Source organism: Brevibacterium luteolum, assembly GCF_025147615.1.
Taxonomy (GTDB): Bacteria; Actinomycetota; Actinomycetes; order Actinomycetales; family Brevibacteriaceae; genus Brevibacterium; species Brevibacterium luteolum.
Genome location: NZ_JALXPM010000021.1, coordinates 1 through 26039, shown reverse-complemented (window position 1 = coordinate 26039; position 26039 = coordinate 1). Strand labels below are relative to the sequence as shown.

Genomic DNA, 26039 nt, shown 5'->3' with positions numbered 1-26039 from the left:
CCTGGTTTCAGCGCGGCAACCCCACCGCACCATGGGGGCCGTGTCCCCAGCGCACCAACAGGAGGACCATCCATGACCGATACCCCATCCCAGCCCGGCGGCTCACCGCAGCCGTACGGCCAGCCTGCCGGTAGCCAGCCCGGCGGCCCGGTCGCTCAGCAGCCCGGCCAGGGCCCCAGCTCCGGTTACGGCGCCCAGACCTATGGCAGCCCGCAGCCCGGCGCCGGCTACGGCGGCACCCCGCAGAAGTCCTACATCCTCACGTGGGTCTTCGCCCAGTTCCTCGGCAGCTGGGGCATCGACCACTTCTACCTCGGCAAGATCGGCACCGGTGTGGCCAAACTCCTGACCGCCGGCGGCCTGGGCATCTGGTCGATCATCGACGTCTTCCTCACGATCTTCGGCAAGCGCACCGACTCCGAAGGCCGTCCGCTCGAAGGCTACGAGGAGCACCGGAAGATCACGATGATCATCTCGATCATCCTCATCGTGCTCGGTGTGCTGTCGTCGATCGTCTGGATCATCATCGTCATCGCCGCAGCGGCATCCTCGCCGGCGGTGTACAACGGCTGATCACCCGGCTGCGGTGAGTCCTCGCCGCAGCCACCGGATCGCGTGAGCGGCCGGGACGGGCACTGTGCTCGTCCCGGCCGCTGCGCGATTCGCCCCCTGTCGGCTTGTGGGTGCGGCGATTAGAATGACCGGCATGAGTATTCCAAGCTGCAGCATCACTGAGATCCCCGAGGGTGCCAACATCCTCGATGTCCGCGAAGACGATGAGTTCGCCGCCGGTCATATCGACGGCGCTCAGCACATCCGGCTCTCCGACCTGCCGGTGCGCTACGGCGAGGTGCCGATGGACGAGGACGTCTACGTCATCTGCCGCTCCGGCGGGCGCTCGCGCACGGCGACCGAATGGCTGAACAAGAACGGCTTCGATGCCATCAGCGTCAACGGCGGCATGGGTGCCTGGCACCTCGACAACGACCGTCCGATCGTCAGTGATACCGACGAAGAACCGCACGTCAAGTGACCCCGCAGCGGCATGCCGACTCGCCGCCCAACCACTGCCTCGAGCGCGGTGTTCTCACGAACTGGGACGCCGCACCCGAGGTGGTCTCGGCCTGCCGGCCGCATGGCGAGATGATTCAGCTTTCGGCTACGCTTCAGCGCGGCGCTCTGAGAAAGTGTGTCTATGAATGTTCGTGCAGGAGAACCCGCAGCTGAGTCGGATCTGGTCTCAATCCCCGATCTGCTCGATGACTACCACGACATCGTCCCCGATTCGAGTGATCCCGCCCAGCGGGTGAGCTTCGGGACGTCGGGGCACCGAGGCAGTTCGAGTGCCGGGTCGTTCAACGAAGCGCACATCACCGCGATCACGGCCGCGATCGTGGAGTATCGCAGGGAGCAGGGATACACCGGCCCGCTCTACCTGGCCCGGGACACCCATGCGCTGTCCGAGCCGGCGCTGCTGACGACCCTGGAGGTGCTCGCGGCCGCCGAAGTGCCGACCATGATCGATGAGCGCGACGGCTATACCCCCACCCCGGTGCTCTCGCACGCGATCCTCAAGCACAACGCCTCGCGCGGCAGCACGCAGGGCCTGGCCGACGGCATCGTCATCACGCCCTCGCACAACCCGCCGTCGGACGGCGGCTTCAAGTACAATCCCCCACACGGCGGGCCAGCCGGCTCATCGGTGACCGCCTGGATCGAGAACCGGGCGAACGAACTGCTCGAGGCCGGCTGGGAGAGGATTCCCCGGCAGGCGTTCCAGCGGGCCTTCCACCTCGATGAGACACTGAACTTCGACTTCACCTCCAGCTATGTCGACGACCTGGAGAAGGTCATCGACGTCACTGCGATCCGCGACTCCGGGCTGCACATCGGCGCCGACCCGATGGGCGGAGCGGCTGCGGACTACTGGCCGATCATCGCCGATCGCCTCGACCTCAACATCGACGTCGTCAACGCCGAGGTCGACCCGACATGGTCGTTCATGACGCTGGACTGGGACGGCAAGATCCGGATGGACTGCTCTTCGCCGCACGCGATGGCCTCACTCATCGGCAACCGGAACCGGTTCGATATCGCCACCGGCAATGACGCCGACGCCGACCGGCACGGCATCGTGACCCCAGATGCCGGACTCATGAACCCCAATCACTACCTCGCCGCCGCCGTCGACTACCTCTTCACCCACCGGCCGGACTGGCCGAAGCGCGCGAAGATCGGCAAGACTGCGGTGACCAGCGGCATCATCGACCGCATCGCCGCCGCCCGCGGCCGGGAACTCTATGAGGTGCCGGTGGGCTTCAAGTACTTCGTGTCCGGGTTGCTCGACGGCAGTGTGGGCTTCGGCGGTGAGGAGTCGGCAGGAGCGTCGTTCCTCGCCTTCGACGGCAGCGCCTGGACGACCGACAAGGACGGCATGCTGCTGTGCCTGCTCGCCGCCGAGATGACTGCTGTGACCGGCAAGACGCCCTCACAGCTGTATGCCGGGCTGGTCGCCGAACACGGTGAGAGCGCCTACGCGCGCATCGACGCCCCGGCCACCCGCGAGCAGAAGGCCGCGCTCAAGGAGCTCAGCCCCTCACAGGTCAGTGCCGATACGCTCGCCGGTGAGCCGATCACCGCCAAGCTCACCGAGGCACCCGGTGACGGGGAGGCCCTCGGCGGGCTCAAGGTGACAACCGAGAGCGCCTGGTTCGCCGCCCGGCCCTCCGGCACCGAGGACGTCTACAAGATCTACGCCGAGTCCTTCCGCGGACCTGATCACCTCGCCGAGGTGCAGGCCGAGGCGAAGGCTGTCGTCGACGGGGTCATCGGCGAAGGCAGCTGAGAGGACGAACCGATGGATGCTGATGCGGAGAACGCGGCCGAACAGTCACTGACGACGCCCGAACTAGTGCCGGCCGACGTGGAGGCCGACTACGCCGAACTCGGCGACGCCCTCCGAAGCGCCTCGCTTGCCCGGCGCGCACAGCTCGCGGACCGGACCCGGGGAGCAGCCGGACCCGTTTGAGCACCGTGCCCGCCGCCTCGGGAACGGTGCCCGCGGTGACCAATCACACCACGGAATCGGGTCTGCGGCAGGCGGGTGCGGGATAGACTGTCCTGATGTTCCGCAACTATCAGGAGATCTTCTCCCTGCCCGGAGCATTGAAGTTCTCGCTGGCGGGACTCATCGCGCGATTCCCCATCGCCATCCTCGGACTCGGCATCGTCCTGTTCATCCAGGGTGTGCTCGGATCGTACGCGCTCGCCGGTCTGGTCGCAGCGGTCTTCATGCTCGTCCAGGCTGTCTCGAACCCGATCATCGCCCGCCTCGTCGACGCACACGGCCAGGCGCGCGTCATGCTGCCTCTCGTCGTCATCCACATCATCGGGCTCATCGGCCTGCTCCTCGCTGTCTACCAGGGCTGGTGGATGGGCCTCGTCTTCATCTTCGCCGGCATCTCCGGTGCGACGGTCGGCTCACTCGGCTCACTTGTGCGCGCCCGCTGGAACGCGATCGTCACCAGCCGCAAGCAGCTCGACACCGCCTTCAGCTGGGAATCGGTCGCCGACGAGATGCTCTTCGTCACCGGCCCGATGATCGTCACCTTCCTCGCGACCATCATCTACCCGGCCGCCGGCATCATCGCCTCGATGCTCACGACGATCGTCGGCTCGGCGGCCTTCTACAGCCAGAAGGCGACCGAACCGGTCCCGCAGCCCCGCCAGCGCGGCGCAGCGCGGGGCAAGGTGCTGTCCAACCTCGGCATCTTCATGGTCATCGTCGCCCACGCCGTGCTCGGCGTGAACTTCGGTGCCCTCGACATCATCGCCGTGGCCTTCGCCGAGGAGTCCGGGCACAAGCCGCTGGCCGGCGTGCTCGTGAGCGCGATGGCGCTCGGCTCGCTGCTGGCGGGCATCCTCTACGGCGTGCGCACCTGGAAGGCCCCCGTCCAGCACCGCCTGGCGGTCGCCTTGTCGTGCCTGGCGGTGCTCACCTGGCCGATGCTGCTGGCGGGCTCGATGTTGGCCTTCGGGCTCACGATCTTCGCCGTCGGCCTGGCGCTGGCCCCTTCGCTCATCGCCGCCGCCTCCGTCATCCAGGAGCTCGCCCCGCCGCACCGGCTGACCGAGGCGCTGGCCTGGATCGGCACGGCACTCGGCTTCGGCGTCTCGATCGGCTCGGCGGTCTCGGGTGTCATCATTGACGAACTCGGCGCGCGCAATGCGCTCATCCTCCCGGCCGTCTGCGCGACCCTGGCCGCGGTTCTCGCGATCGCGTTCAACCGGCAGATGGATCCGGCGACTCGCAGTCATGCAGCGCGTCAGAACCGCACGGTCATCAACACCATCACCGAGGACGATGCGGCTTCCGCTCAGAGCTGAAAACGCAGGTGCGGGCATTTTCCGATTCAACGTTCAATGATTGGCCTAAGTGATTACTGGGCAGTTATAGTAAATCAGCCGTGGTGGCCAGGCTGAAAGAGTGCGTGGCTGCCATGGCATTTCAATTTCCGCCGGGACGCACCTCTGGCCTGGTGACGATGGCTGCACCCGAGGCGGTGACCGGGTGGCTGCGATCCGGGAAATGGGACGGCCGCGTCCATCAGATCCTCATTACCTCTCAGTAACCTCAGCTGGGCGGGTAGCGTGGCAGCATGCACCTCCTGCCGGCCTGCGCCTCCGACAACGGCGCTTTCTCTCGAACGTTTCTCACCGCTTCCCCCTCCCCTGAACTCGTTCCTGCCGGGTACGCGCTCACAGTTTTGTCTGCGCAGGTCGCGCCATGAAGATTGCGATCGTCGGGTCCGGGATCGGCGGACTGGCTGCCGCGATCGGGCTACAGCGTGCCGGTGCCGAGGTCACTGTATTCGAGCAGTCCGCTGACCTGCGCCCGGGTGGTTCGGGCCTGTCGATCTTCGGCAATGGGCTGACTGCGCTTGATGCGCTTGGGCTCGGGGAGGACTTCCGCGCGATCAGCACTGCGCAGGCCGCAGAGCTCACCGGCGGGCAGCGCCGTCCTGACGGCAGCTGGGTCACTGTCTACCCGATGGATGCCGTCGCCCAGCTGCGCATCGTCGACCGCGCGGACCTGCACGCGATGCTTACTGCCGCACTGACACCGGGCACAGTGCGCTCCGGCACTCGCGTCACCGGCTGCTCCCCCGACGGGACACTGAGCACCGCTGACCCGGAGGGTGAGCGCTTCGATGTCATCATCGGCGCCGACGGTCTGCGCAGCACCGTGCGCACCGCATGGCCTGCCGATCCCGGAATCCGCTACGCCGGCTACGGATCCTGGCGCGGGATCACGCAGCAACCGGTCGATCTGCACGGTGAGGCTGGTGAGACCTGGGATGTCGACGCGCGCTTCGGTCTCGCCCCGCTCGGTGATGGCCGCGTGTACTGGTTCGGCGTCATCAGCGCCCCGGCCGGCCAGCGCTTCCCCGCAGACGGGCAGGCAGCCGCTGCGGTCTTCGCCGACTGGCACGACCCGATCCCCAGCCTCATCGCCGCCACCGATCCTGCCGTCATCAGCTACCTGCCGATCGAGGAGCTCGCCGGGCGACTGCCGAGCTTTGTGCGCGGCCGGCTCGTCCTCCTCGGCGATGCCGCCCACGCGATGACGCCCAACCTCGGGCAGGGCGGCAACCAGGCACTCGAAGACGCCGCGACCCTCACCCGGCTGCTCGCACCACTCGCAACAGCCGACGGGCACTCAGTCGGCCGGCTCATCGTCGCCCTCGACCGCTACGACGCGCTGCGCCGCCCCCGCACCCAGCAGGTCGCCGCCCGCTCACGGCTCATCGGCCAGATCGCCCACCGGCCCGGCCCACGGCTCAGCCGGCTGCGCGATTCCCTCATGCACCTCATACCGACCTCCGCCCTGCGCCGGCAGCTGACCGCACTGCAGGACTGGCAGCCGCCAGCCTGAACCACGCCCACCGCAACGGCAGATCCCCGGCCGAGGCGGGTGCTGGTGCACCCCTCGACCGGGGATCGGATGTCAGATCAGGCGATCAGCTGCGCGGGGCGGGACCCTTCGGGTCGTCGCCTTCGGTGCCGGGCAGGCCCTGGCGCTTGCGCATGAGCAGCAGCACGACGAGGGCGAGGACGGCCAGGCCGCCGATGCCGAGCAGGATCATCATCGGCATGGACATGCCGCCGGCCTCATCGCTGGTGAGCTCGCCGCGATCCTGGGACTCGCGGTCCGGGGCGTCGACGGCGGAGCCGCCGAGTCCTGCGGATTCCTCACCGGCGGCAGCACTCTCAGTGGAGTCATCGGACTGGGCCTCGCCACCGCCGGAGCCGTCGTCCTTGAGGGTGAAGTCGAAGGAGCCGCTGATGGGGTGGCCGTCTTCGGAGACGACGCGCCAGTTGACGGTGTACTTGCCGGGCTTGAGGTCATCGGGCAGCGCCGACTTCAGGGTGCGGTCCTCGATGGTGATCTCACCGGCGGAGACGTCGGTTCCATCGTGCATGACCTTGATCTCAGCGCCGACCTGCTGCAGCTGACCGGAGAACTCCATCTCCAGCCAGTCCGGCTGCTCGTCGAGCTCTTCGCCGTGCTCAGGGCTCGAGCTGACAAGGCGGTCGTGGGCGCTGGCGGGGGCCGACCAGAGCAGCGTGAAGCCCAGGGCCACAGCCGCGACGATCGCCAGCAGGGAAGTCGAGAAGGTGCGCATAGTCAAAGGGATACTCCAATCAGGGCGGACTCGCGCCCTCATTATCCACCATCGACCTGGCTGCTGCCTGCATATGGGGGTGCAGTCCATCACGACTTGGCTACGATCAGCGGCGTTCCTCGACGGCCGCGCGGATGCCCGGCAGGGCTGCGGTGATCATGTCGTAGGTCTCGTAGAAGCCGGCCTGGTCGCCGTACCACGGGTCGAAGACGTCGAGATCCGCACCCGAGGCGCCGGCACAGGCCGGGTCATAGGACCGGAGCATCCGCACCTCGGGGCGCTCCGCCTCGGGCACGGATTCCAGCAGCCGTTCGGTGGCCTGCCGGTGGCGTTCGGTCATGACGATCGCGATGTCGCGGGAGGCCAGCCAGTCCGGTGTCAGCTGGCGGGCGGCGTGTCCTGCGGTGTCGTACCCGCGCTCGGTGAGCACGCGGGCGGCTCGCGGGTCGATCGGGTTGCCGTGCTCCTCGTCGCTGATCCCGGCCGAGTCGATGTGCACGGGCAGGTCGGACAGTTCGGCGGCTGCGATCCGCTCGGCCATCGCCGAACGGCAGATGTTTCCGGTGCACACGAACACGATGCTCACCTCACCGGTCTCCGTCGCCTGCCTGCTGTCTGCCTGTGCGCTCATGGATCCTCCCGTCTCTGGTGGCGCCTCCACTCTAGCGACCCAGGCCCCTGCCGGTTGTCCGCCCCGGCGCCTAGACTCGAGACCACCGGTGCCCGCCGCCCGGTGAGTTGAAGGAGGATGCCATGGATGCCGTTGCCGTGCTTCACGATATGCTCACCCGCCCCTTCGAGGTCTGCCGGCAGGTTCTCGACGGGATCAGCACCGACGACCTCAACGCCCACCTCGCCGACGGCACGAACTCGATCGCCTGGCTGCTGTGGCACACCGGCCGCGAGGCCGACGTCCAGCTGGCAGCGCTGACGTCCGCTCCCGAGGTGTGGACCGAGCAGTCCTTCCATGCTCGCCTCGGGCTGCCGGCTGAGGGGTTCGGGCTCGGGCAGAGCGCCGAGGAGGCCGCCGGGATCCGCATCGACGATCCGGAGGTGCTCGGCGACTACCTGGCTGCTGTCGAGGATGAGATGGCCGCCTATCTGCGCGGTCTCGATGTCGCTGACCTCGACGATGTCATCGACGAATACGACGGCCAGCCGATCACCCACGGAGTGCGGCTCGTGTCGATCATCGACGATGCCGCCCAGCATGCCGGGCAGGCGGCGTTCATCCGGGGCGCACTCGGATGGGATGCCCCACGTCCATAACCCAGCCGGCGCCTCGGGAACGGGAATTCTGGTTCCGACCGACCGCAACCGGGCGCGCAGGCGATAGGTTGGGACTATGACTGAGATCTCCCTGCCCCACGGCGACCCGGATGTCGCTGCATCACACGACCTCTTCCGCCATGTCAACGGCGCCTGGATCGACTCGTTCGAGATTCCCGACGACCGCGCCGGCGACGGGGCGATGCGCGAACTCTACGACGCCGCCGAGGAGAAGGTCCGCGACCTCATCACCGGGCTCGCCGACGCGTCTCCCGCCCCGGGCAGCGAGGAGGCGAAGATCGCCGACCTGTTCACCTCGTTCATGGACACCGAGCAGATCAACAAGCTCGGCGTGACCCCACTTGCCGAGGGCTTCGAGCGGATCAAGGCTGCTGCCGATCACAGCGAGCTCGCCCGGCTCATGGGCGAACTCGACCGCGAAGGCTGCGGCGGGTTGCTCGGCGGATTCGTCAGCGCCGATGCCATGGACTCCGACGTCTACGCGATGTACATCGTGCAGTCGGGCCTGCATCTGCCCGATGAGTCGTACTACCGCGGGGAGGAGAACGCCGAGCTGCGCGAGAAGTTCCGCGCCCACATCGCGAAGATGTCGGATCTGGCTGGGCTGCAGGAGCACACCGGGATGACCGGTGAGGAACTGGCTGAAAAGATCCTCGACTTCGAGACCGCGATCGCCGAACACCACTGGGACCGGGTCACCAATCGTGACGCGGAAAAGACCTACAACCGGTTCACCGTGCCCGAGGTCGCCGACCTGGTCCGCGGCTTCGACCTCAACGCCTGGCGGGCCGGAGCCGGCATCGAGCACGCCGACTACCTCATCGTCAGCCAGCCCTCCTTCCTCACCGGCGCCGGCCGGGTGTGGGCCGACACGCCAGTCGGGGTGCTGCGCGCCTGGATGATGTTCGCCCTGCTCAACGCCTCGGCCAGTGCGCTGGGCGATGAGATCGTCGAGGAGAACTTCGACTTCTTCGGCCGGACGCTCTCGGGCACTCCGCAGCTGCGCGAGCGCTGGAAGCGCGGCGTCAGCCTCGTGGAGGGACTGCTCGGTGAGGCTGTCGGCAAGCTCTACGTCGCACAAGAGTTCCCGCCGGAGGCGAAGGAGGCGATCAGCGAGCTGGTCGACAAACTCATCCGCGCCTACGAGTCCTCGATCAAGAGCCTCGACTGGATGGGTGTGGAGACGAAGGCGCGGGCGCTGAGGAAGCTCTCTCAGTTCACGCCGAAGGTCGGCTACCCGGATGTGTGGCGGGAGTACCCGGCCGAGATCCGCGCCGATGACCTGCTCGGCAACATCCGCCGTTCCGCCGAGGCTGAGCATGACCGGCACGTCGGGCGGATCGGTGAGGAGATCGACCGCACCGAATGGCTCATGACCCCGCAGACGGTCAACGCCTACTACCATCCGGTGATGAACGAGATCGTCTTCCCTGCGGCGATCCTGCAGCCGCCGTTCTTCGACGTCGACGCCCCGGATGCCGTGAACTTCGGCGCGATCGGTGCGGTCATCGGCCACGAGATCGGTCACGGTTTCGACGACCAGGGCTCCCGCTACGACGGCACCGGAAACCTCGTCGACTGGTGGACCGCTGAGGACCGGCATCGCTTCGAGGAGCGCACCCGCTCCCTCATCGACCAGTTCGATGTGCTCGTGCCCGCTGGATTCGAATCCAAGCACACCGTCAACGGCGCACTGACGATCGGGGAGAACATCGGCGACGTCGGCGGGCTGTCGATCGCGTACAAAGCACTGACGATCGCCGCAGCAGACGAGGGCCGCGAGGTCACCACCGAGGAGAAGCAGCAGTTCTTCTATGCCTGGGCGAAGGCCTGGCGGATCAAGATGCGCAAGGAGGAGCGGCTGCGCCGGCTCAGCATCGACCCGCACTCGCCCGAGGAGTTCCGCTGCAACCAGGTGGTCAAGAACATCGACGCCTTCACCGAGGCCTTCGACGTCAGCGAGGGCGACCCGATGTACCTGCCGCCGGAGGAGCGCGTCCACATCTGGGTGTGAGACTGAGTCTGCGGCGGCGGCGCGGCAGGCTCCCGAAGGCTGCGCGTCAGGCGGCCGCAGGCTGCTGATCTCGAACCCGACCGAATCCGGTCCGCGCATCGCGGGCCGGATTCTGTCGCACCATCGGTCTGTCATGTCATCGTTCTGTCGCACAATCCGGCGGCAGGCTGGAACCGCGCGAAGCGAAGGAGCCCGCCATCATGCTCAGCGAACTGCTCGAACTCGAACACCAAGGATGGAAGTCCCTCTGCGAGAGCAATGGCGCGGACTTCTACGGACGGATCATGACCAGCGACGGCATCATGGTCCTCGCCCACGGCCAGATCCTCGACCGGCAGGCGGTCATCGACTCCCTGAACGATGCGCCGCCGTGGCGAACCTACGACATCACCGACGCGAGTCTCCTCGCCCACAGCGACGATCACGCGATCCTCATCTACACCGGTCGCGCCTACCGCGCGGAGGACGAGCCCAGCTTCATCGCGCTGATGTCCGGTGTCTACACCCGATGCGACGGCGCGTGGCGACTCGCGCTCTACCAGCAGACACCCGTTCCCGCGCAGGAGCAGAACCGTTCCCGTACAGGAGTACAACCAGGCCCCTGACGGTCTCTCAGAGTCCAGCCCTGCGATCCACTGCGATTCCACCAGCTGGTCAACCGCTGATGCCGGGGCCCGTCAGTACTGGCAGAAGGTATTGGCAGGAGCTGTCACATGGTGGTGTGCAGGAGACGCGCGAAGCGCTCAGCCAGATCGCGCCAGGCGACCTCATGAGCGCCGAAGGTCCGCTGCGCCTCGCGGCGGGCCTCCTCACGGTCCGCGTCGCCGTTGAGCCCGGCCGGCAGCTCTTCACCCTCAGCACGGTCGATGACGATGTAGCCGACACCGTCAGGGTCGAGGCGGGAGATGTTGTTGCGGAACAGCCGATCCTCAGCGACGGTGTCGGTGACAGCCAGCGGGATCGGCCCAAGGCTGTCGGCGGTCTTCTCGAAGGTGATCCGCCCGGCGGTCAGCGGGCCGTCGAGTGCTGCGGTGGTGAGCATCTCAGTGGCGGTGCCGACGGCGACGACCGGGATCCGGGTGGCCATCGCGTCGGAGACCATTTCGACGATCTCGGCGATGAGTTCAGTGCGGATGTCGCTCGTACAGCCCCAGCAGAAGACAACGAGGGCAGCGAAGCCGGGCAGCGGCGGCAGCGGCTCGTCGCGGTTGACGAGAGTGACGTCGAGGCCGAGCTCGGTCCACAGGTCGATGACCCCGCCGATCTCGATCTCCGGTGACAGGTCGATGAACAGCAGCGGCGTGTTGATCCCGGAGTCCGACAGCGTCTGGGTCGGCAGCCGCTCACCGGCCTGCAGCTCGACCGGCAACACGTTTTCCGGCACCGGGGCGGGGCAGGTGGCGTGCGGGATGAACGCGAACGGGTAGTTGATCGTGCGGTTGAAGTCGATGATGACGTGGCCCTGTGCGTCGGGCAGACCGAGGTTGAGGCGCCGCCAGGTCGCAGTCGTGCGGCCGTTGGTGTAGTCGTGGAAGTTGATGTGCAGGCCCTTGTCCGGGCTGCCGGAGGTCTTGAGCACATACTCGACATCGCACAGTGTGAACCGGACCTCGCCCGTGAGCTGCTCGTCGAGCTCCAGGCCCGGGCAGGCGGTGGCGATGCGGCGCTGCTCCGGTCCGGGGTACGGGGTGAAGACACCGGAGACGATCCAGTCCTGCTTGAGCGGGAAGGCCGGGATGTCGATGAAGCGCTGCAGCAGCGGAGCCTTCGAGTCCCGCCGGCGGATCCCGTAGTTCCCGTCGCGGCGGATGAGCTCATAGGTGATGTGGTCGACGACGAACCAGTTGAGCGACTCCCCATCATCGAGCCTGGCCGACATCGATTCCGAAGAGTCGACCCGCACCTCGGCGGAGGGGTGGGAGGCCCGCGCTGGAATCGAATCATGGGCGGCATCTCCGTCGGAGCGCTCCCCGGCCGGACGGCTCATGACCTCGAGCGCGGCCTTGCTCGGGCCGGCGGACACCCCGTCAGCCAAGGTGAAGTGCACCCAGTCGCCGTCAACGGTGAAGGTGCCCGGCGCCTCGGGCCAGGTGACCGGTTGAGACGACGTCAGCCACGTGAGTCCAGTGACACTCAGCCACCCGAACGGGGTGGCGAGATCGGAGATGCGGGCGTCATGCCACGCCTGCCACTCGGCACTGTACTGGTCCACAGGGCTCCTCGAACTCGCATAGGGGGTGCGCGGTCAGCGGCCGTCAGCCGATCGGGCTGGCGGCTAGTCCTATCCTAGGCGATGCGGGTGCTGCGGCGGCGGTGCTCGGACTGGTTTGCCAGCAGCTGCACACCGCCCAGACAGACGAGCAGCGCAGTGGCGACGGTGATCATGTGGAAGCCCTCGTAGTAGCTGAACCGGTCGATGATGACGCCGGTGAGCGCTGAGGAGCCGGACTGGCCGACGACGACGCCGGTCGACATCATCGCCATGACGGTGGTGGTGCGGCCGAACGGGGCGACGTCGGAGGCGATCGAGTACAGCGTCACGAGTGCCGGGCCGATGCCGCAGCCCATGATGACCAGCGGCAGCACCACGTCGAGCGGGGCAGAGACGAAGTGCATGACGATCGAGCCGGCCAGGGCAAGCGAGCCGAAGACGAGCCAGCGGGCGGTGAAGGTGAAGCGCTCCGGCAGCAGGACGACTGAGAGCGCGAGGATCGCTGAGCCGACGCCCATGATGCCGTAGTAGATGCCGGCGGCATCGGCCTGGCCGAAGCGCTCCATGAAATTGCTCAGCGAGGTCAGCGAGGCGCCGAAGAACACGCCGATGCTCGTCATGCCGAACACCGGGACGAGGACGATGAGGCGGTAGATCTCGCGAACCGGGGCCGGGCGTGTCGGCTCAGTGAGTGCCGGCTCGGCGGGTGCGGGCTGGGCAGCAGTGTCGGACTGCGGACCGGCTTCGGCGCACGACGGGGAGGCGGGGTCCGGCTGGGAGGCGCCGGCCACCTCGGAAGCGGAGACCGCCTCGGGGGCAGAAGCGGGCTGGCGGGCGTGGCCGGTGGTGAAGCGCACCGAGGGGTGGACGGCGAAGGCGAGGACGCCGAGGCCGGTGAGCACGGCGGCGAAGTCGAGCGGGACGACGACGCCCAAGGCGACGGCGACGATGCCGACGATGACCGGGCCGAATACGAAGACGAGCTCATCGGTCATCGACTCATACGACAGCACCTTCGAGGTGACTTTGCGGGCATTGGTGCCGGTGAGCGTTGCGCGGATGGCGTAGAGCCAGCGGGTGCGCACCATCGACGAGGCCTGCGGGCTGGTGAGGCCGATCGCCATGCCGGCGGCGAGCACGACCGGGGTGGTGACCTCCAGGCGGAGGGCGACGGCAAGCCCGAAGAGAGCGGCGGCGTTGGCGAGCGCGGTGACGATGAGGACGATGCGCTGGCCCCAGCGGTCGGCGGCTGCGCCGATGAGGGGGCCGGAGATCGCGGTGCCGAGGCCGACGAGCGCGGCGGTCGAACCGGCCAGGGTGTAGCTCTCGCGGGTGGCGGCGACGGCTGTGAGCACAGCGACGACCGACATCGCGAAGGGGAGCTTGGCGATGACGGAGATCGGGATGTAGGTCCAGCCGAAAAGGCGCATGAGAACCGAGAGCACGATTGACTACGCTACTACGTATGACCATCACGACTGAATCTGCGCCGAGCACCGTTGCTGCCGACCTGTCCTCCTTCGTCTATGCCTCCCCGTCGTCGTTCCACGCGGCGGCCAATGTGCGCGAGCGGCTCGTCGCAGCCGGGTTCAGTGAGCTGAACGAGGCCGAAGCCTGGCAGCTGTGCGCAGGCGGGAAGTACGTCGTGGTGCGCGACGGCGCGGCGATCGCCTGGGTGATGCCCGAGGGTGGTGCCGGTGGTGCTACTGGTGGTGGTGCTGGGAAGGCGGGCGGCGCCTCGGCTCCGGTGTTCCGGGTGTTCGGCACGCACACCGACTCCCCGGCTTTCAAGCTCAAGCCCAACCCGGGGTTCACGACTGAGGGTGCACTGCAGATCGGCGTCGAGATCTACGGCGGGCCGCTGCTGAACTCGTGGCTCGACCGGGAGCTCAGCCTCGCCGGGCGGCTCGTGACCCGTGATGGGCAGACGGTGCTCGCGCGCACGAAGCCGATCGCCCGGATCCCGCAGCTGGCGATCCACCTCGACCGTGAGGTCAACCAGAAGCTCTCCCTCGACAAGCAGCGCCACCTGCAGCCGGTCATCGGCCTGGAGGATCTCACCGGGCTGCTGCGGGCAGCCGACGGACTTCAGAGCACCGACGTGCTCGAGGTGCTCGCCGCCTCAGCCGGGGTCAAGGCCGCCGATGTCGCCGGATTCGATATCGTCACGATCGCTGCGCAGGAACCGGTGACCTTCGGTCTGCACGACGAGTTCCTCGCCAGCCCCCGCCTCGACAACCTGTCATCCGTGCATGCCGGGATGAGCGCGCTGGCACTCATCGACCCGGCTGAGATCAGCGAGATCCCGCTGCTGGCCGCCTTCGACCATGAGGAGGTCGGCTCCAACACCCGCTCGGGTGCCTGCGGGCCGTTCCTCGCCGACGTCACCGAGCGGATCGTCGCCGCGGTTGCCGGGGATGGTGACGGTGGCGGCGGTGGCGCGACGGTGGGTCGAGAGGCGTACCTGCGCTCGATGGCGTCTTCCATCTGCTTCTCCGCCGACACCGGGCACGGTGTGCACCCGAACTTCCCCGAGCGCCACGACCCGGTCAACCGACCGCGCCTGGGCGCCGGGCCGCTGCTGAAGATCAACGCCCAGCAGCGCTATGCCACCGATGCGATCGGCACCGCCCGGTTCGCCGCCGCCTGCGATGCTGCTGACGTCGCCTACCAGGAGTTCGTGTCGAACAACTCGATGCCGTGCGGTTCGACGATCGGGCCGCTGACCGCAACCCGGCTGGGCATGACGACCGTCGACATCGGCATCGGGCTGTGGAGCATGCACTCGGCACGCGAGATGTGCGCTATCACCGACGTGCACGACATGTTCCACGTCGCGCACGCCTACCTGGGCGGAGCCTGAGGCGGCGGCTGCTGAGGCTGCTGAGGCGGCGGCACTCCGGCGCCACATATGCCAGTCGGCGCATTAGCGCCGGCGGCGGCCTGGTTCTACAGTGCGACCATGGTCGACTCGCAGCACTTCACCGACGCCGCCGCTGACTACTCCCGCCTCGCTCCGCACCTGTGGGATCGCATCGGCGCAGACGCCGTCGCGGCCGCCGACCCCCAACCCGGTGAGCGGGTTCTCGACGCATGCTCCGGGATCGGCTCCTCAGCACTGCCGGCAGCCGCTGCTGTGGGAGCGGGTGGCCAAGTCGATGCCGTCGACCTCGCTGGCGGTCTGCTCGATGTGCTTCGCCAGCGGGCAGGCGAGCTCGGGCTGGGACAGGTGCGCACACACCAGGCTGATGTACTGGCGTTTGGGCAACCGGGTGAGTACGACCTCGTGCAGTGCGTCCTCGGAATCATGTTCTTCCCGGACTTCACAGCTGGGTCGCGCCAGCTGGTGAACCGGTTGCGGCCGGGTGGGCGACTGATGCTGTCTGTGTGGGATCACGGGGTCATGGCCGACATCGGCATGCGGGCCTTCAGCTCGATCCAGCGGGTGAGAGACGAGAAGCTGCCCGACCCTGCGGACGCGAAGTCTGTCCGAGAGGATGAGAGGCGCGGCGGTGAAGGCACCGCCGCCCACGCGGACGACGCCGGTCAGAAGACCGAACTCAGCTTCGACCAGATCGACACCCAGGACGCCTTCGGCCCGTGGATGGAAGGTCTAGGCCTGACCGATGTGAGCGTCACCGTGCAGGAGCGGAGCCTGGAGCTCGATGACGAGCTTGCCTGGCTGGTCATCACCGGGTCAGGGTTCCGCAGCATGTTCTCCGGGATGAGCGGTGAGCAGGTTGAGGAGGTCCGGTCAGGCTTCCTCGCGGGCCTGAACCGCGATGGATTCACCTCGCTCAACACGAGCACACTCGTAGGAATCGGGCACCGGCCGGAGTAGATTTCGGCGGGACTCGCTGACTACCAAAAGCTCGCTCATGGATTCAGCACTCAACGGCTATGAATCGGGCAAAACATAGTCGTTGACTGCAGAATTGAGCCCGCTCGATATTGCAGTCAATGTCGACAGGCAACGACGGGGACTCTAGAGAGCCGCCATCCACAGATTCGACCAGCCCATTCCAATCCCAATTGGAACCGATGAAGCTGTCCTCATGAGCACGCGAAACCGCTCCCAGCGTAAGAAAAGAGCGACCCTCCCTCGGTACGCAAACTACGGCTACCTCGTCCGACGGAACCTCAACGAGTATCGGCGCCGCCAGCTCGTTTCGCGCTTCGGCAAGGGCATTTACGTTCACCCCGACGGGCCGGCAGAACTTAACATCCCCGATTGGGCAGGCGACGATTGGCATCGCACCTTCGAGATGGCAACGGCATTGGCAGTCGTGGCACCGCACGCGGTTGTCTCTCGACGCTCTGCGGCGGTTCTCCACGGACTCCCGCTTCGAGGACTCCCCAGCCAGCTGGAAGTCAGCGTTGAACAACCGGCCGCAGCTATTAGGCGCCCATGGGTCAGCTGTCGCCAGGTTGGAACGATCAAGCACCTCTCGGTTGCGACGTTCCGGCTCGCCACCATCAGACAGACCCTTCTCGACCTCGCCGGCCAGCTCGGCTTCCTCGAACTCGTCCAGTGCTTCGACGCTGTGCTCGGCCGCTGGCACGGCCCACCCAAGCTCACACCCGTTCAGCTGTCTCAACTCATCGTCGGAACCCGACGCTATCCCGGCCGCAAGCTCGCCATCGCCGCGCTCCACCGCGCCCGGCCCGGAGTCGATTCGCCGCAGGAGACCCGCCTGCGCCTCAGCCTCGTCGACGCCGGCCTGCCCGAACCCGAGGTCTCCGTCAGCGTCGAGAATCCCGCCACCGGCTACTACTACCTGCTCGACATGGCCTACCGGCACGAGAAGGTCGCGGTCGAATACGACGGCGATCATCACCGCGGCGACGAGGCCCAGTACAACCGCGACATCGCTCGCCTGCAGACACTCGAGCAGCTCGGCTGGATCGTCATCCGGGTCACCCGCCGCAGCGACATGAGCCGGGTCGCCCACGATGTCCGCGCCGCCCTCATCCGCCGGCGCCGGCCCCGCTCACGCTGACCGCGTCAGCTGAACCCCAGCGGCCCCGCTCACGCTGACCGCGCCACCTCTCCGCCCGGCCACCCACCATCCGAATCCACCAGTGACAAGCACCCGCCCACGGAGTACTGTCACAGATGTGAGCACCGACACGGCAAAGCGCGCTGCAGCTTTCGCCATGGAGCACCTTGCGGAAGACATCAGCGTTGCCGACATCGCCGACCACCTCGGCTACAGTCCCTTCCACTTCAACCGCATGTTCGCCGCCGCCACGCGCACTCCGCCTGGCCGGTTCCTCGCTGCGCTGCGCTTCCACGCCGCCAAGAACCTGCTGCTGACCGGCGATAACGCCGTCGTCGACGTGTGCACACAGGTCGGCTTCACCTCCGTGTCCTCGTTCACCCGCCGGTTCCGCGAGGCCGTCGGCACCAGCCCGGCTGCCTTCCGGACGCTCGCCGACCAGGTCGCCGACCGTTCACCGGCCCCGTTCTCCATCGGGGATCCGAAAGCCGCACACGTCACCATCAACATCGACGCTCCGCCGTCCGGGCTGCGCCTTCCGCCGCTCATGTGGATCGGGTGGTTCCCGACTCCGGCACCCATCGGCCTGCCGCTGGCCGGTGTGCTGTGCCGAGGTCAGCAGCGCATTCGCCTGCCGCTGTGCGCTGGCGCCCCGTGGCTGCTCGGCTTCAGTGTCGACGCCGCCTCCGAGGTGGTCGACCACCTGGCACCATCGGCTCCCGTCGTCGCCGTCCACCGGCAACCGGTGACCTCAGCCCAGCACATCACGCTGACCTTCGGCCCGGCCCCGCAGCCGTCGGTCCCCATGCTGCCGGCCCTGCCAATGCTGGCTCCATCGCGCTGATCCGCAGCTGAGCGGCAAGACCGCAAAAACGGACACACATCACCACACCGAACCGCCATAGATTGGCATCACCAGGCCGTGACCGATGGCCCTACTGCGATTGGATTGCATCATGTCACCTCAGTACCGCACCGGCGCTCCCTGCTGGCTCGACCTCGGAACCCATCACCTCAGCGGCTCCCTCGACTTCTACCGCGAGATCTTCGGCTGGGAGTTCAACGACCTCGGCGCCGAAATGAACCATTACCACCTCATCACCGCAGATGGCAGCACCGTCGGCGGGCTGATGGATGTCTCCGGCATGACCTGCCCGGAAGGCGGCGAGATCCCCACGCGCTTCGACGTCTACCTCCACACCGACGACCTCGCCTCGACAGTCGCGAAGGCCCGCGAACGCGGCACCGTCTACATCGACCATGAGCAGGCAGGCGATGCCGGCTCGATGTCCGTCATGGCCGATCCGTCCGGCGCAGGCCTGAACGCGTGGCAGCCGAACCAGCTCACCGGTTTCGAGTTGCCGCTCAAGCACGGCACCCCGGTCTGGTTCGAATGCCGCAGCACCGACTTCGACGCCTCAGCCGACTTCTACCGCGAAGTCTTCGACTGGTCCGTCGTGGAGATGGACGGCATGCCGGAGGGCAACCCGCGCTATGCCACCAACGGCTCGGTCACCGGGACGCTGCCCGACGGCACCCAGTGCGAAGCCGTCTGCGGACTCGTCGACGCCGCCGCTATGCCACCGGAGTTCCAGGAGTCGACGTGGTCGATCTTCTTCGGCACGAAGGATCTCGACGCGACGCTGGAGACCGCTCAGCGTCTTGGCGCTACCACCGGCGAGGTCGGCCAGTCGCCGTTCGGCCGCTTCTGCCAGGTCACCGACCCGCAGGGGGCCGCCTTCATGCTCAACGAGCTGTGACCAGCTCGGTCGCATCCATCCCAACACAATAGGGAAACATCATGTCAACCATTCTGCCGATCAGCCCATGCCTGTGGTTCGACTCGAATGCCAGGGAGGCGATGGAGTACTACGTCAGCGTCTTCCCCAACTCACGCATCGTCTCCATCACCGAATACCCCGATGAGTCCCTCAGTGAGCACTTCGCCGGCAAGCAGGGCAAAGTGCTCACCGGGGAGTTCGTCCTCAACGGGGTCTCGTTCATCTGCCTCGACGGCGGGCCGCTGTTCACGTTCTCCGAGGCGATCTCCTTCACCGTCCAGTGCAAAGACCAGGACGAAATCGACTACTACTGGAACGCGCTGTCGCACGTGCCCGAATCCGAACAGTGCGGCTGGTGCAAGGACAGGTTCGGCCTCAGCTGGCAGATCGTACCGGCGAACATGTCCGAGCTCATGCGGACCGATGAGCAGATCCAGGCGATGATGCAGATGCACAAGCTCGACATCAGCGCCCTCGAAACCGCAGGTCAGGGCGTGTGAAAGAACTGCCCATGACTGCTGATTTCCGCTCCGGAGCACCGTGCTGGCTCGACCTCGGCTCACCGGATCCGGACCGCTCGCAGGACTTCTACCACCGTCTCTTCGGCTGGGAGTTCGCACCACCGGCCGGGCCCGACGAGTTCTCCATCATCACCTCTGCCGGCCACACTGTCGGCGGTTTCGTCGACACCCGCGGGATGACCGATCCTGCCGGGCAGCCGTGGCCGAGCAGCTTCGGGGTGTACCTGCGCTCCGATGACCTCACTCGCACCGCCGAGTGCGCCCGGGCGGCCGGCGCGCAGCCGCACGAGGCCCCGAGCCCCGGCGAGACCGGCGCGCTCATCTTCGTCGACGATCCCGGTGGCGCGACGGTCAACGTGTGGCAGCCGGGCACCATCACCGGTTTCGACCTGCCACATACCCCTGGCACCCCGGCCTGGTTCGAGTGCCGCAGCACCGCCTTCGATGCCACCGCCGAGTTCTACCGCGACGTCTTCGACTGGGCGCTCGTCGATCGCACCGGCGCCGTCCACGGCGGGGCCCGCTATGTCACCAACGGCTCTCCGACCGGCACCTTGGACGGCGGCACGCCCTGCCCGGTGGTGTGCGGACTCGCCGACGCGGCGGCGATGCCGGACCCGGAGCAGTCCTCCCGCTGGCTCACCTACTTCCACACCCCGGAAGTCGAGACCGCCTGTGAGGCGGCCGAGCGCCTCGGCGCCACGACCGGGGCGACCGGGAGCACACCGTTCGGGACGTTCGCCCATGTCACCGACCCGTGTGGTGCGGAGTTCGTGCTCAACGGCCCGTGACCGGCCGCTTGGCTTCGATTTCGTTCCGAGGCCGTGGTCGCCTCCTGGGTCCGCTCAGCTGCGCGGCGGGGAGAGCCGGTCGAGCTGCCGGGCGAGTGCTCGCTCGTCGGACAGCGGCGGCAGGCAGATGGCGTCCCGGCAGACTGTGGCCCCTGATTCGGGCACGGATCCGCCGGGACCTTCTGCGGCGATCTCAACGACGGCGACGAGCGGATAGCGGGCAGCGCGTTCGGCGAGCGTGCGGCTGGCGGTCGTGACGTGCACCATCCGGGATTCGAGGAGTTCAGACAGGTACAGCGCCCAGCCGCAGCCGCGCGGGGCCTCCTGGATGAGCGGACGGTAGACGCTCAGCAGCCCGTAGACGATGTCGCTGGCCTCAGCGCCGAGCTCTGCGGCGCCGCGCGGCCGCGGTTCCCCGCTGGTCCCGGCCCGCTCGCCGCGCGTGCCTCCCCCAGACCGGCTTCCGCCGACGGAGCGGTCGCCGTCACTGCAACGGTCGTCGCAGTCGTCCCCATCACCCTCGCGATCATTGGCGTCACCGGCCTCTCCGGCACCGGGCTCCCGCCAGCCGATGGCCGGGACGATGAGTTCGGCCAGCAGCAGGAACAGCTCCGCGGCCGCGGTCCGGCCTGCCGGGGTGACGTTGTCGACCGGGTCGGAGGTGCTGAAGCCGATCACCGGGTCAGTGCCGTCGGTGCAGCGCATCGGTTCGCTGCTCGTATCGACGAAGTGGGAGCGGATGTGCCGGGCGGCAGCGACGGCGATGCCGAGGTTGTCGCCGACTGCGTGGCGGCGGCCGGTGTCAAGGAGCTCGAGTGCGATCGCGGCCCGGCCCACGCCAGCCCAGTCGGCCAGCCCGCCGGCATTGTCCCCCGGCTTGCCGGCTGCAGAGCTGCGCGGCCGCCCGCCGGCCGGTAGGTCGGCGGTGGCCAGCAGGGCGGTGAACACCTCGCGCGCGGTGTCAGCGTAATCGGGTTCGGCGAAGACGAGTGCGGCTTCAGCGAGGGCGGTGACGGCGAGTGCGTTCCACTCGGTGACCGTCTTGTCATCGACATGCGGGAAGGCCCGCTCGGCGCGCATATCGAGCAGCAGCTGCCGGTCGGCTTCAACCTGCTCGCCCTCCCACGGTGGGGTCTGACCAGTCTGGTCATCGGTGAGCCAATCGAGAATCGCCGGAGCTGTGATGACGCTTCGACCCTCGACTCTGCCGTTGGCGGTGAAAAGGCTGCCGGTGGGGAAGGCGTCCTGCATGTCGGCAGCGGCGACGGTGTAGTAGGCGCCCTCGACTGACCGTCCATGGTCGTCGAGCGAATCGGCGTCGATGGCCGCCGCGAAGGTGCCCTCGGGCGTGAGTGTGGTGCGCAGATAGGCGATGGTCTCGCGGGCCTCGCGCGCGGCCAGCGCCGCGTACCGGGAGGCGAGCTGAGCACCGGTTCCTCCCCCGCCGGCCAGCCACTGCTCGAGCCGGAACCAGGCGGTGGTCGCACGGATGTAGAGGGCGTTGTCGTAGAGCATCTTCTCGAAGTGCGGCACATGCCACTGGCCGTCGACGCTGTAGCGGGCGATGCCGCCTTCGACCTGGTCGCGCATGCCGCCGGCGGCGATGTGGGACATGGTCGTGCGCACCATGCGCAGCGCCCGCGCCCCACTGCCAGCCGCGGCTCCGCCTCCGGAATCACCGCCGGAATCGCCACCGCCGCCAGCGCCCCCGACCCCGACCCGCGCGGCATGGGTGACGAGCTGGATGATCGTCATGAGCGGCGGGAACTTCGGGGCGGGCCCGAATCCGCCGGTGCGCGAGTCGAAGGTCCCCTCGAGCATCTCGACAGCGGCGGCGAGCTCCTCGGCGCCCGGCGCCTCGGCGGCGGTGCCGGCAGGCAGACTCGCGGCGACCTTCTCGTGCACGCTCGCCAGCGCATCGGTCAGGTGGGAGGCGATCCCGTCGACGCGATCGCGTTCGGTCTTCCACGTTTCGCTCACCGCCGAGAGCACCTGACGGAAGGCCGGCTGGCCGGGTCTGGGCCGCGGCGGGAAATAAGTGCCGGTGAAGAAGGGCCGGCCGTCGTGGTCGGCGATGACGGTCATCGGCCAGCCGCCGGCCCCACGCATCGCCTGCAGGGCGTCCATGTAATAGGCGTCGACGGTCGGCAGCTCCTCCCGGTCGACCTTGATGCTGACGTAGTCGGCGTTGAGCTGGGCTGCGGTCTCAGGATCGGCGAAGGATTCGGCGGCCATGACGTGGCACCAGTGACAGGTCGAGTAGCCGATCGATACGAGCACCGGCACATCGCGGGACCGGGCCTCGTCGAAGGCCTCGGCACACCACGGCCACCAGTCGACGGGATTGTCGGCGTGCTGGCGCAGGTACGGGCTGCTGGCGTCGCGAAGTCTGTTGACCACAGCGGGCTTCCTTCCCTTCTCCGGCCGGTCACGGCCGGTCGCTGGGACTGTGGCGTCCCGGAGCTTCAGTGTCTCACGACCGCCTGCCGCTCACCTGACCTCGAACGTCTCCTGTCGTGCGGTTTCGGCCGGTCCCGAGGCGCCGGGCGCGTCGGTGCCGAACAGCTCGCGTGGGCTGCCCGGGGACATCCGGATGGTGCCGGCGTTCGGGTCGATGGCGACGGTGACGAGAGTGGCGGTGCGCCGTCCGAACGGCGCGTGCACATCCGCGCTCGTGCACACCGGAGCATCGCCGTCGCCGGTGCACATGAGGGTAAGCAGATCGTCGGCACCCGGGTGCGGCCCGCCGGCAGCTGAGGTGGTGGCGGCGAAGCCGCGCAGCCTCTCGTCGAGCAGGCTGATGCGCTCCTCGGAGTGGCTCGTCGCCGACAGCGGCAGGGCGCCGTCCTGCTGATCAGGCGCGATGAAGTGGTTGGTGTGGATGAGGAATCCTCCACTGGCGGTGATCCCCCGGTCTCCGCCGCCGGGCCCGTCCGGGAACCGTCCAGAGTTCGGGGCAGGGGCGCCGGGGCCGATCGGCTCACCGTCGAGGGCGACGACCTCGTTGTCGTGGCGCAGCCGGGACGTGCCGTGCGGGCTGATCTCGACCATGACGGCGTCATCGCAGCCGACGACGGTGATGACCGAGGACGAGGTGGTGTGGGCGGAGTCGATGATGTCGAGAGCTTCCTCGACGTTGCGCGCCCGGTCGAGCACCCCGGCGAGCAGCGCGTGGACGGGCACTCCGCCGGCTGCGTCGTCGCGGTTCTTGAGGATGTTGAGCATCACGCCGACGCCGGCGGAGTTGAGCCCGATCTTTCCGAGCATCCCGTATTCGGCGAACCCGGCGTGCGACAGGCCCGTCTCCCCGCATGGGCTGACCTGCTGGTAGTGCCAGTATCCGGCGAACTCGGCGTGCCAGTCCCAGGTCTGCACGCCGAGGGTGCGGCCAGGTGCGGCGTAGGCGATCGTCGAGCATTCCGGGGTCGGTTCGACAGCCAGGGTGAGGATCTCGGTGCGGGCGGCGACCAGGCCCACATGCCACAGCTGAAGCGGCTGACCGTCGAACGTCGCGCCGGCTGCGGCGGCACCGGCGGCCACCCCGCGCAGCTCCTCGACCTGACGGGCATCCCACGCCTCGAGCGCGGTGAGCGAGGCTTCGGCGGCATCCTGCTGAGACCGGGGCGGGATCTGCCCTGCGGTGAAGAGCGCCGAATACCCGGCCGCAGCGCGGGCGATGTCAGCCGCGGCTGCCTGCCCGCGCGCATAGCCCCGCTCCCGAGGCTCCTCGCCGGTGATCGTGAGCGTGGCCGGATCGACGTCGGCAGGTGGGGTCAGGGGTTCGGTGAGGGGCAGGGAGGCGTCCATAGGCTCATGGTTTCAGCGGGCGTCGAGCCTGGTCAAGGGTGCGTCTCAGCTGCAGTGCGGCGGCCCAGCGTGCCGCCATGTGCCTGCGCCGCTGCAGCCGCGCGGCCGGTTCAGGAGCGGGTGACGAGCTGGCGGGCGCACTGTCCGCTGGGTTCGTCGAAGCGGGCAGGTGCGGGCAGGCGACGGAAGCCGATGCGTCGCATGCCGCCAGTCCAGCGTCGATCCCTGTCGGGATGCGGCCAGCGAGCGTCCATCTCCCCTCGCTAGACTCGATGCCGAAGCCCTCCCGGCAGCCATCCACCCTCACCCTCCCGGCACGAAAGGACAGGTGCCCAGACCATGGTCCCCCTGCCTCGGCGGCGGTTTCTGACCGCAGCCGGACTCACCGCCTCGGCGGCAGCTGGGGCTCTGCTGTCCGGGTGCGGACTCACCGAGCCGATCATCCGGGCCCCGCAGGAGGAGAAGCCGGAGCCGGGCACGCTGGTGCGGGTGGGATCGCAGTCGTACTACTCGAATATCGTCATCGCGGAGATCTTCGCCCAGGTGCTCGAGGACGCCGGCGCGGAGGTGGAGCGGAAGTTCGAGCTGGGTCAGCGGGAGGACTATCTGCCGCAGTTCATGGCCGGCGGACTCGAGGTGTTCCCGGAGTACGGCGGGCACCTGCTGCAGTACTTCAAACCTGACATCCGCGAGGTCGACACCGCCCAGATCCAACTGGCGCTGCAGTCGGCACTGCCGACGAACATGCGTGTGCTCGCTCCTGCTGAGGCGGCTGACCATGAGTGCTTCGTCATCCGCCGCGAGTATGGTCAGGAGCATCGGCTCGTCGACATCGGCGAGCTGCGCGACATCGACGAGCCGGTCAAGGTCGCCGCCGGCGCCCACGTCCGGCACCGCCCGTACGGACCGCGCGGGCTGGAGGACGCCTACGGGGTCACAGCCGAGTACATCGACACGATCCCCGGTGACACGCTGGCAGCCCGCGACATGCTCACCACAGGCGAGGTGCTGGCGGCGCTCATTCCGGCAGCCGACCCCGCGCTTGAAAGCGACGAGCTGCAGGTGCTGGCCGATCCGCGCAAGCTTGTCCTCGCCCAGCTCGTCACCCCGCTGGTGGTGCCCAGCCTGCACCCGCACTTCACCGAGGCGCTGGCCCGGGCGACGCTGCGCCTCGATGTCACCGAACTCCAGCAGCTCAACCGGCACAGCCACTACGGAACCCGCGAGACCGCGCCGATCGCCCGCGATTGGCTGGCAGAAAAGGACCTGGCCTCATGAGACCGACGCGCCACGAGGTGCTCACGCTGCCCAACATGATCTCGGTCATCCGGCTGGTGGTGCTCGTCCCGATCGTCATCTGGCTCATGCGCGAACCCGATGACCGGATCCTTGCAACCATCGCGCTGGCGGTGTTCGGGGCGACGGACTGGATCGACGGGTTCATCGCCCGCCGCTGGAACATGGCCTCCCGGGTCGGCGCGGTCATCGACCCGGTCGCCGACCGGCTGGGCATCGCGTTCATCTGCGCGGCGATGACGGTCTTCGGGATCCTGCCGGTGTGGATGCTGCTCGTCATCGTGCTCACGGACTTCGGCCTCGGCCTCGTCGGCGCGACCCGCATGCACGCCACCCAGGACTCCCATGTCACCTGGCTGGGCAAGATCCGCACCGCACTCATCATGACCGGGCTGCCGCTGCTGCTGCTCGGCAGCGCCCCGAGGCTGGCTGACACCCCGATTGAGCCGATCGCGCTCGTGCTGCTGAGCACTGGCGTCGTCCTCCACCTCGCCGCCGGCATCCACTACGCGTTCATGCTCATCCGGCTCGGCCGGCAGCGTCCCGCGGCCTGAGTTCCGGGCCCGAGGCGCTGCTCACCGATCCCGAGGCGGTGCTCACCGGGCCCGAGGCGGTGGCCGGCTGAGGCGCCCAGACAGCAG

Annotated in this window: 24 protein-coding genes; 18 read left to right on the top strand and 6 right to left on the bottom strand. The window is 68.0% G+C overall.

What is annotated here, in order from left to right; all coding sequences use genetic code 11:
* Positions 1-72 precede the first annotated feature (72 nt).
* The 6 genes from M3C25_RS06925 (at position 73) to M3C25_RS06900 (ending at position 5935) form a co-directional block, all read left to right on the top strand.
* On the top strand, positions 73-573 hold the full coding sequence (locus M3C25_RS06925; protein ID WP_259855456.1) for a TM2 domain-containing protein: 501 nt from the start codon (positions 73-75) through the stop codon (positions 571-573).
* A 133-nt stretch (positions 574-706) separates the two neighbouring features.
* A complete protein-coding gene (locus M3C25_RS06920) occupies positions 707-1033 on the top strand; it encodes a rhodanese-like domain-containing protein (protein ID WP_243743442.1) in 327 nt (108 codons plus the stop codon).
* A 162-nt stretch (positions 1034-1195) separates the two neighbouring features.
* Positions 1196-2845, top strand: coding sequence for a phosphoglucomutase (alpha-D-glucose-1,6-bisphosphate-dependent) (gene pgm / locus M3C25_RS06915; RefSeq protein WP_259794071.1), 1650 nt, complete (start codon positions 1196-1198; stop codon positions 2843-2845).
* A gap of 12 nt (positions 2846-2857) precedes the next feature.
* Entirely contained in the window at positions 2858-3028 is a 171-nt protein-coding gene (locus M3C25_RS06910; RefSeq protein WP_180964693.1) for a hypothetical protein, read from the top strand.
* 95 nt (positions 3029-3123) lie between these two features.
* On the top strand, positions 3124-4386 hold the full coding sequence (locus tag M3C25_RS06905; protein WP_259855455.1) for an MFS transporter: 1263 nt from the start codon (positions 3124-3126) through the stop codon (positions 4384-4386).
* A gap of 400 nt (positions 4387-4786) precedes the next feature.
* Complete coding sequence (locus M3C25_RS06900; RefSeq protein WP_259794083.1) at positions 4787-5935, top strand: FAD-dependent monooxygenase; 1149 nt, start codon at positions 4787-4789, stop codon at positions 5933-5935.
* Between the two features lie 85 nt (positions 5936-6020).
* On the opposite strand, the gene M3C25_RS06895 is transcribed toward M3C25_RS06900, so the two are convergent.
* Together M3C25_RS06895 and M3C25_RS06890 are read right to left on the bottom strand one after the other, a co-directional pair.
* Entirely contained in the window at positions 6021-6686 is a 666-nt protein-coding gene (locus M3C25_RS06895; RefSeq protein ID WP_165884926.1) for a copper resistance CopC family protein, read from the bottom strand.
* Positions 6687-6792: 106 nt separating this feature from the next.
* The gene (locus tag M3C25_RS06890) at positions 6793-7317 is read right to left on the bottom strand and encodes a low molecular weight protein-tyrosine-phosphatase (RefSeq protein WP_259794085.1); all 525 of its coding nucleotides are present in this window, start codon (positions 7315-7317) and stop codon (positions 6793-6795) included.
* A 122-nt stretch (positions 7318-7439) separates the two neighbouring features.
* On the opposite strand from M3C25_RS06890, the gene M3C25_RS06885 reads away from it, so the two are divergent.
* The 3 genes from M3C25_RS06885 (at position 7440) to M3C25_RS06875 (ending at position 10595) form a co-directional block, all read left to right on the top strand.
* On the top strand, positions 7440-7955 hold the full coding sequence (locus M3C25_RS06885; protein ID WP_259845368.1) for a mycothiol transferase: 516 nt from the start codon (positions 7440-7442) through the stop codon (positions 7953-7955).
* 76 nt (positions 7956-8031) lie between these two features.
* The gene (locus M3C25_RS06880) at positions 8032-9990 is read left to right on the top strand and encodes a M13 family metallopeptidase (protein ID WP_259855454.1); all 1959 of its coding nucleotides are present in this window, start codon (positions 8032-8034) and stop codon (positions 9988-9990) included.
* 200 nt (positions 9991-10190) lie between these two features.
* Positions 10191-10595, top strand: coding sequence for a nuclear transport factor 2 family protein (locus M3C25_RS06875; RefSeq protein ID WP_259855453.1), 405 nt, complete (start codon positions 10191-10193; stop codon positions 10593-10595).
* Positions 10596-10699: 104 nt separating this feature from the next.
* On the opposite strand, the gene M3C25_RS06870 is transcribed toward M3C25_RS06875, so the two are convergent.
* Entirely contained in the window at positions 10700-12202 is a 1503-nt protein-coding gene (locus M3C25_RS06870; protein WP_259855452.1) for a DUF1684 domain-containing protein, read from the bottom strand.
* A gap of 74 nt (positions 12203-12276) precedes the next feature.
* Complete coding sequence (locus tag M3C25_RS06865; protein WP_259855451.1) at positions 12277-13647, bottom strand: MFS transporter; 1371 nt, start codon at positions 13645-13647, stop codon at positions 12277-12279.
* Positions 13648-13667: 20 nt separating this feature from the next.
* Here M3C25_RS06865 and M3C25_RS06860 point away from each other — a divergent pair, with 20 nt between their 5' ends.
* The 7 genes from M3C25_RS06860 to M3C25_RS06830 all read left to right on the top strand — a co-directional run bounded on the left by M3C25_RS06860 (position 13668) and on the right by M3C25_RS06830 (position 20295).
* Positions 13668-15065, top strand: a complete 1398-nt coding sequence (locus M3C25_RS06860; RefSeq protein ID WP_259855450.1) for a M18 family aminopeptidase — start codon at positions 13668-13670, stop codon at positions 15063-15065.
* A gap of 99 nt (positions 15066-15164) precedes the next feature.
* A complete protein-coding gene (locus M3C25_RS06855) occupies positions 15165-16043 on the top strand; it encodes a class I SAM-dependent methyltransferase (protein WP_259855447.1) in 879 nt (292 codons plus the stop codon).
* A gap of 214 nt (positions 16044-16257) precedes the next feature.
* A complete protein-coding gene (locus M3C25_RS06850; RefSeq protein ID WP_259855446.1) occupies positions 16258-17202 on the top strand; it encodes a DUF559 domain-containing protein in 945 nt (314 codons plus the stop codon).
* Positions 17203-17320: 118 nt separating this feature from the next.
* Positions 17321-18046, top strand: coding sequence for a helix-turn-helix transcriptional regulator (locus M3C25_RS06845; protein WP_259855444.1), 726 nt, complete (start codon positions 17321-17323; stop codon positions 18044-18046).
* 112 nt (positions 18047-18158) lie between these two features.
* Entirely contained in the window at positions 18159-18962 is an 804-nt protein-coding gene (locus tag M3C25_RS06840; RefSeq protein ID WP_259855443.1) for a VOC family protein, read from the top strand.
* Between the two features lie 41 nt (positions 18963-19003).
* Positions 19004-19483 (top strand): VOC family protein, encoded by a 480-nt coding sequence (locus M3C25_RS06835; protein ID WP_259855442.1) that lies wholly within the window; start codon positions 19004-19006, stop codon positions 19481-19483.
* An 11-nt stretch (positions 19484-19494) separates the two neighbouring features.
* Positions 19495-20295 carry a VOC family protein gene (locus M3C25_RS06830; protein WP_259855441.1) on the top strand — a complete coding sequence of 267 codons (801 nt, stop codon included), beginning with the start codon at positions 19495-19497 and terminating at the stop codon, positions 20293-20295.
* Between the two features lie 54 nt (positions 20296-20349).
* Here the strand turns inward: M3C25_RS06830 and M3C25_RS06825 are convergent, their stop codons facing one another.
* On the bottom strand, positions 20350-22695 hold the full coding sequence (locus M3C25_RS06825) for a thioredoxin domain-containing protein (protein ID WP_259855440.1): 2346 nt from the start codon (positions 22693-22695) through the stop codon (positions 20350-20352).
* Between the two features lie 90 nt (positions 22696-22785).
* Positions 22786-24102: a C45 family autoproteolytic acyltransferase/hydrolase gene (locus M3C25_RS06820; protein WP_259855439.1), complete on the bottom strand. Its 1317-nt coding sequence runs from the start codon at positions 24100-24102 to the stop codon at positions 22786-22788.
* Positions 24103-24441: 339 nt separating this feature from the next.
* Here M3C25_RS06820 and M3C25_RS06815 point away from each other — a divergent pair, with 339 nt between their 5' ends.
* Together M3C25_RS06815 and M3C25_RS06810 are read left to right on the top strand one after the other, a co-directional pair.
* Positions 24442-25380, top strand: a complete 939-nt coding sequence (locus M3C25_RS06815; RefSeq protein ID WP_259855438.1) for an ABC transporter substrate-binding protein — start codon at positions 24442-24444, stop codon at positions 25378-25380.
* Positions 25377-25952, top strand: coding sequence for a CDP-alcohol phosphatidyltransferase family protein (locus tag M3C25_RS06810; RefSeq protein ID WP_259855437.1), 576 nt, complete (start codon positions 25377-25379; stop codon positions 25950-25952). Before M3C25_RS06815 ends, M3C25_RS06810 begins: the two co-directional genes overlap by 4 nt.
* Positions 25953-26039 lie beyond the last annotated feature (87 nt).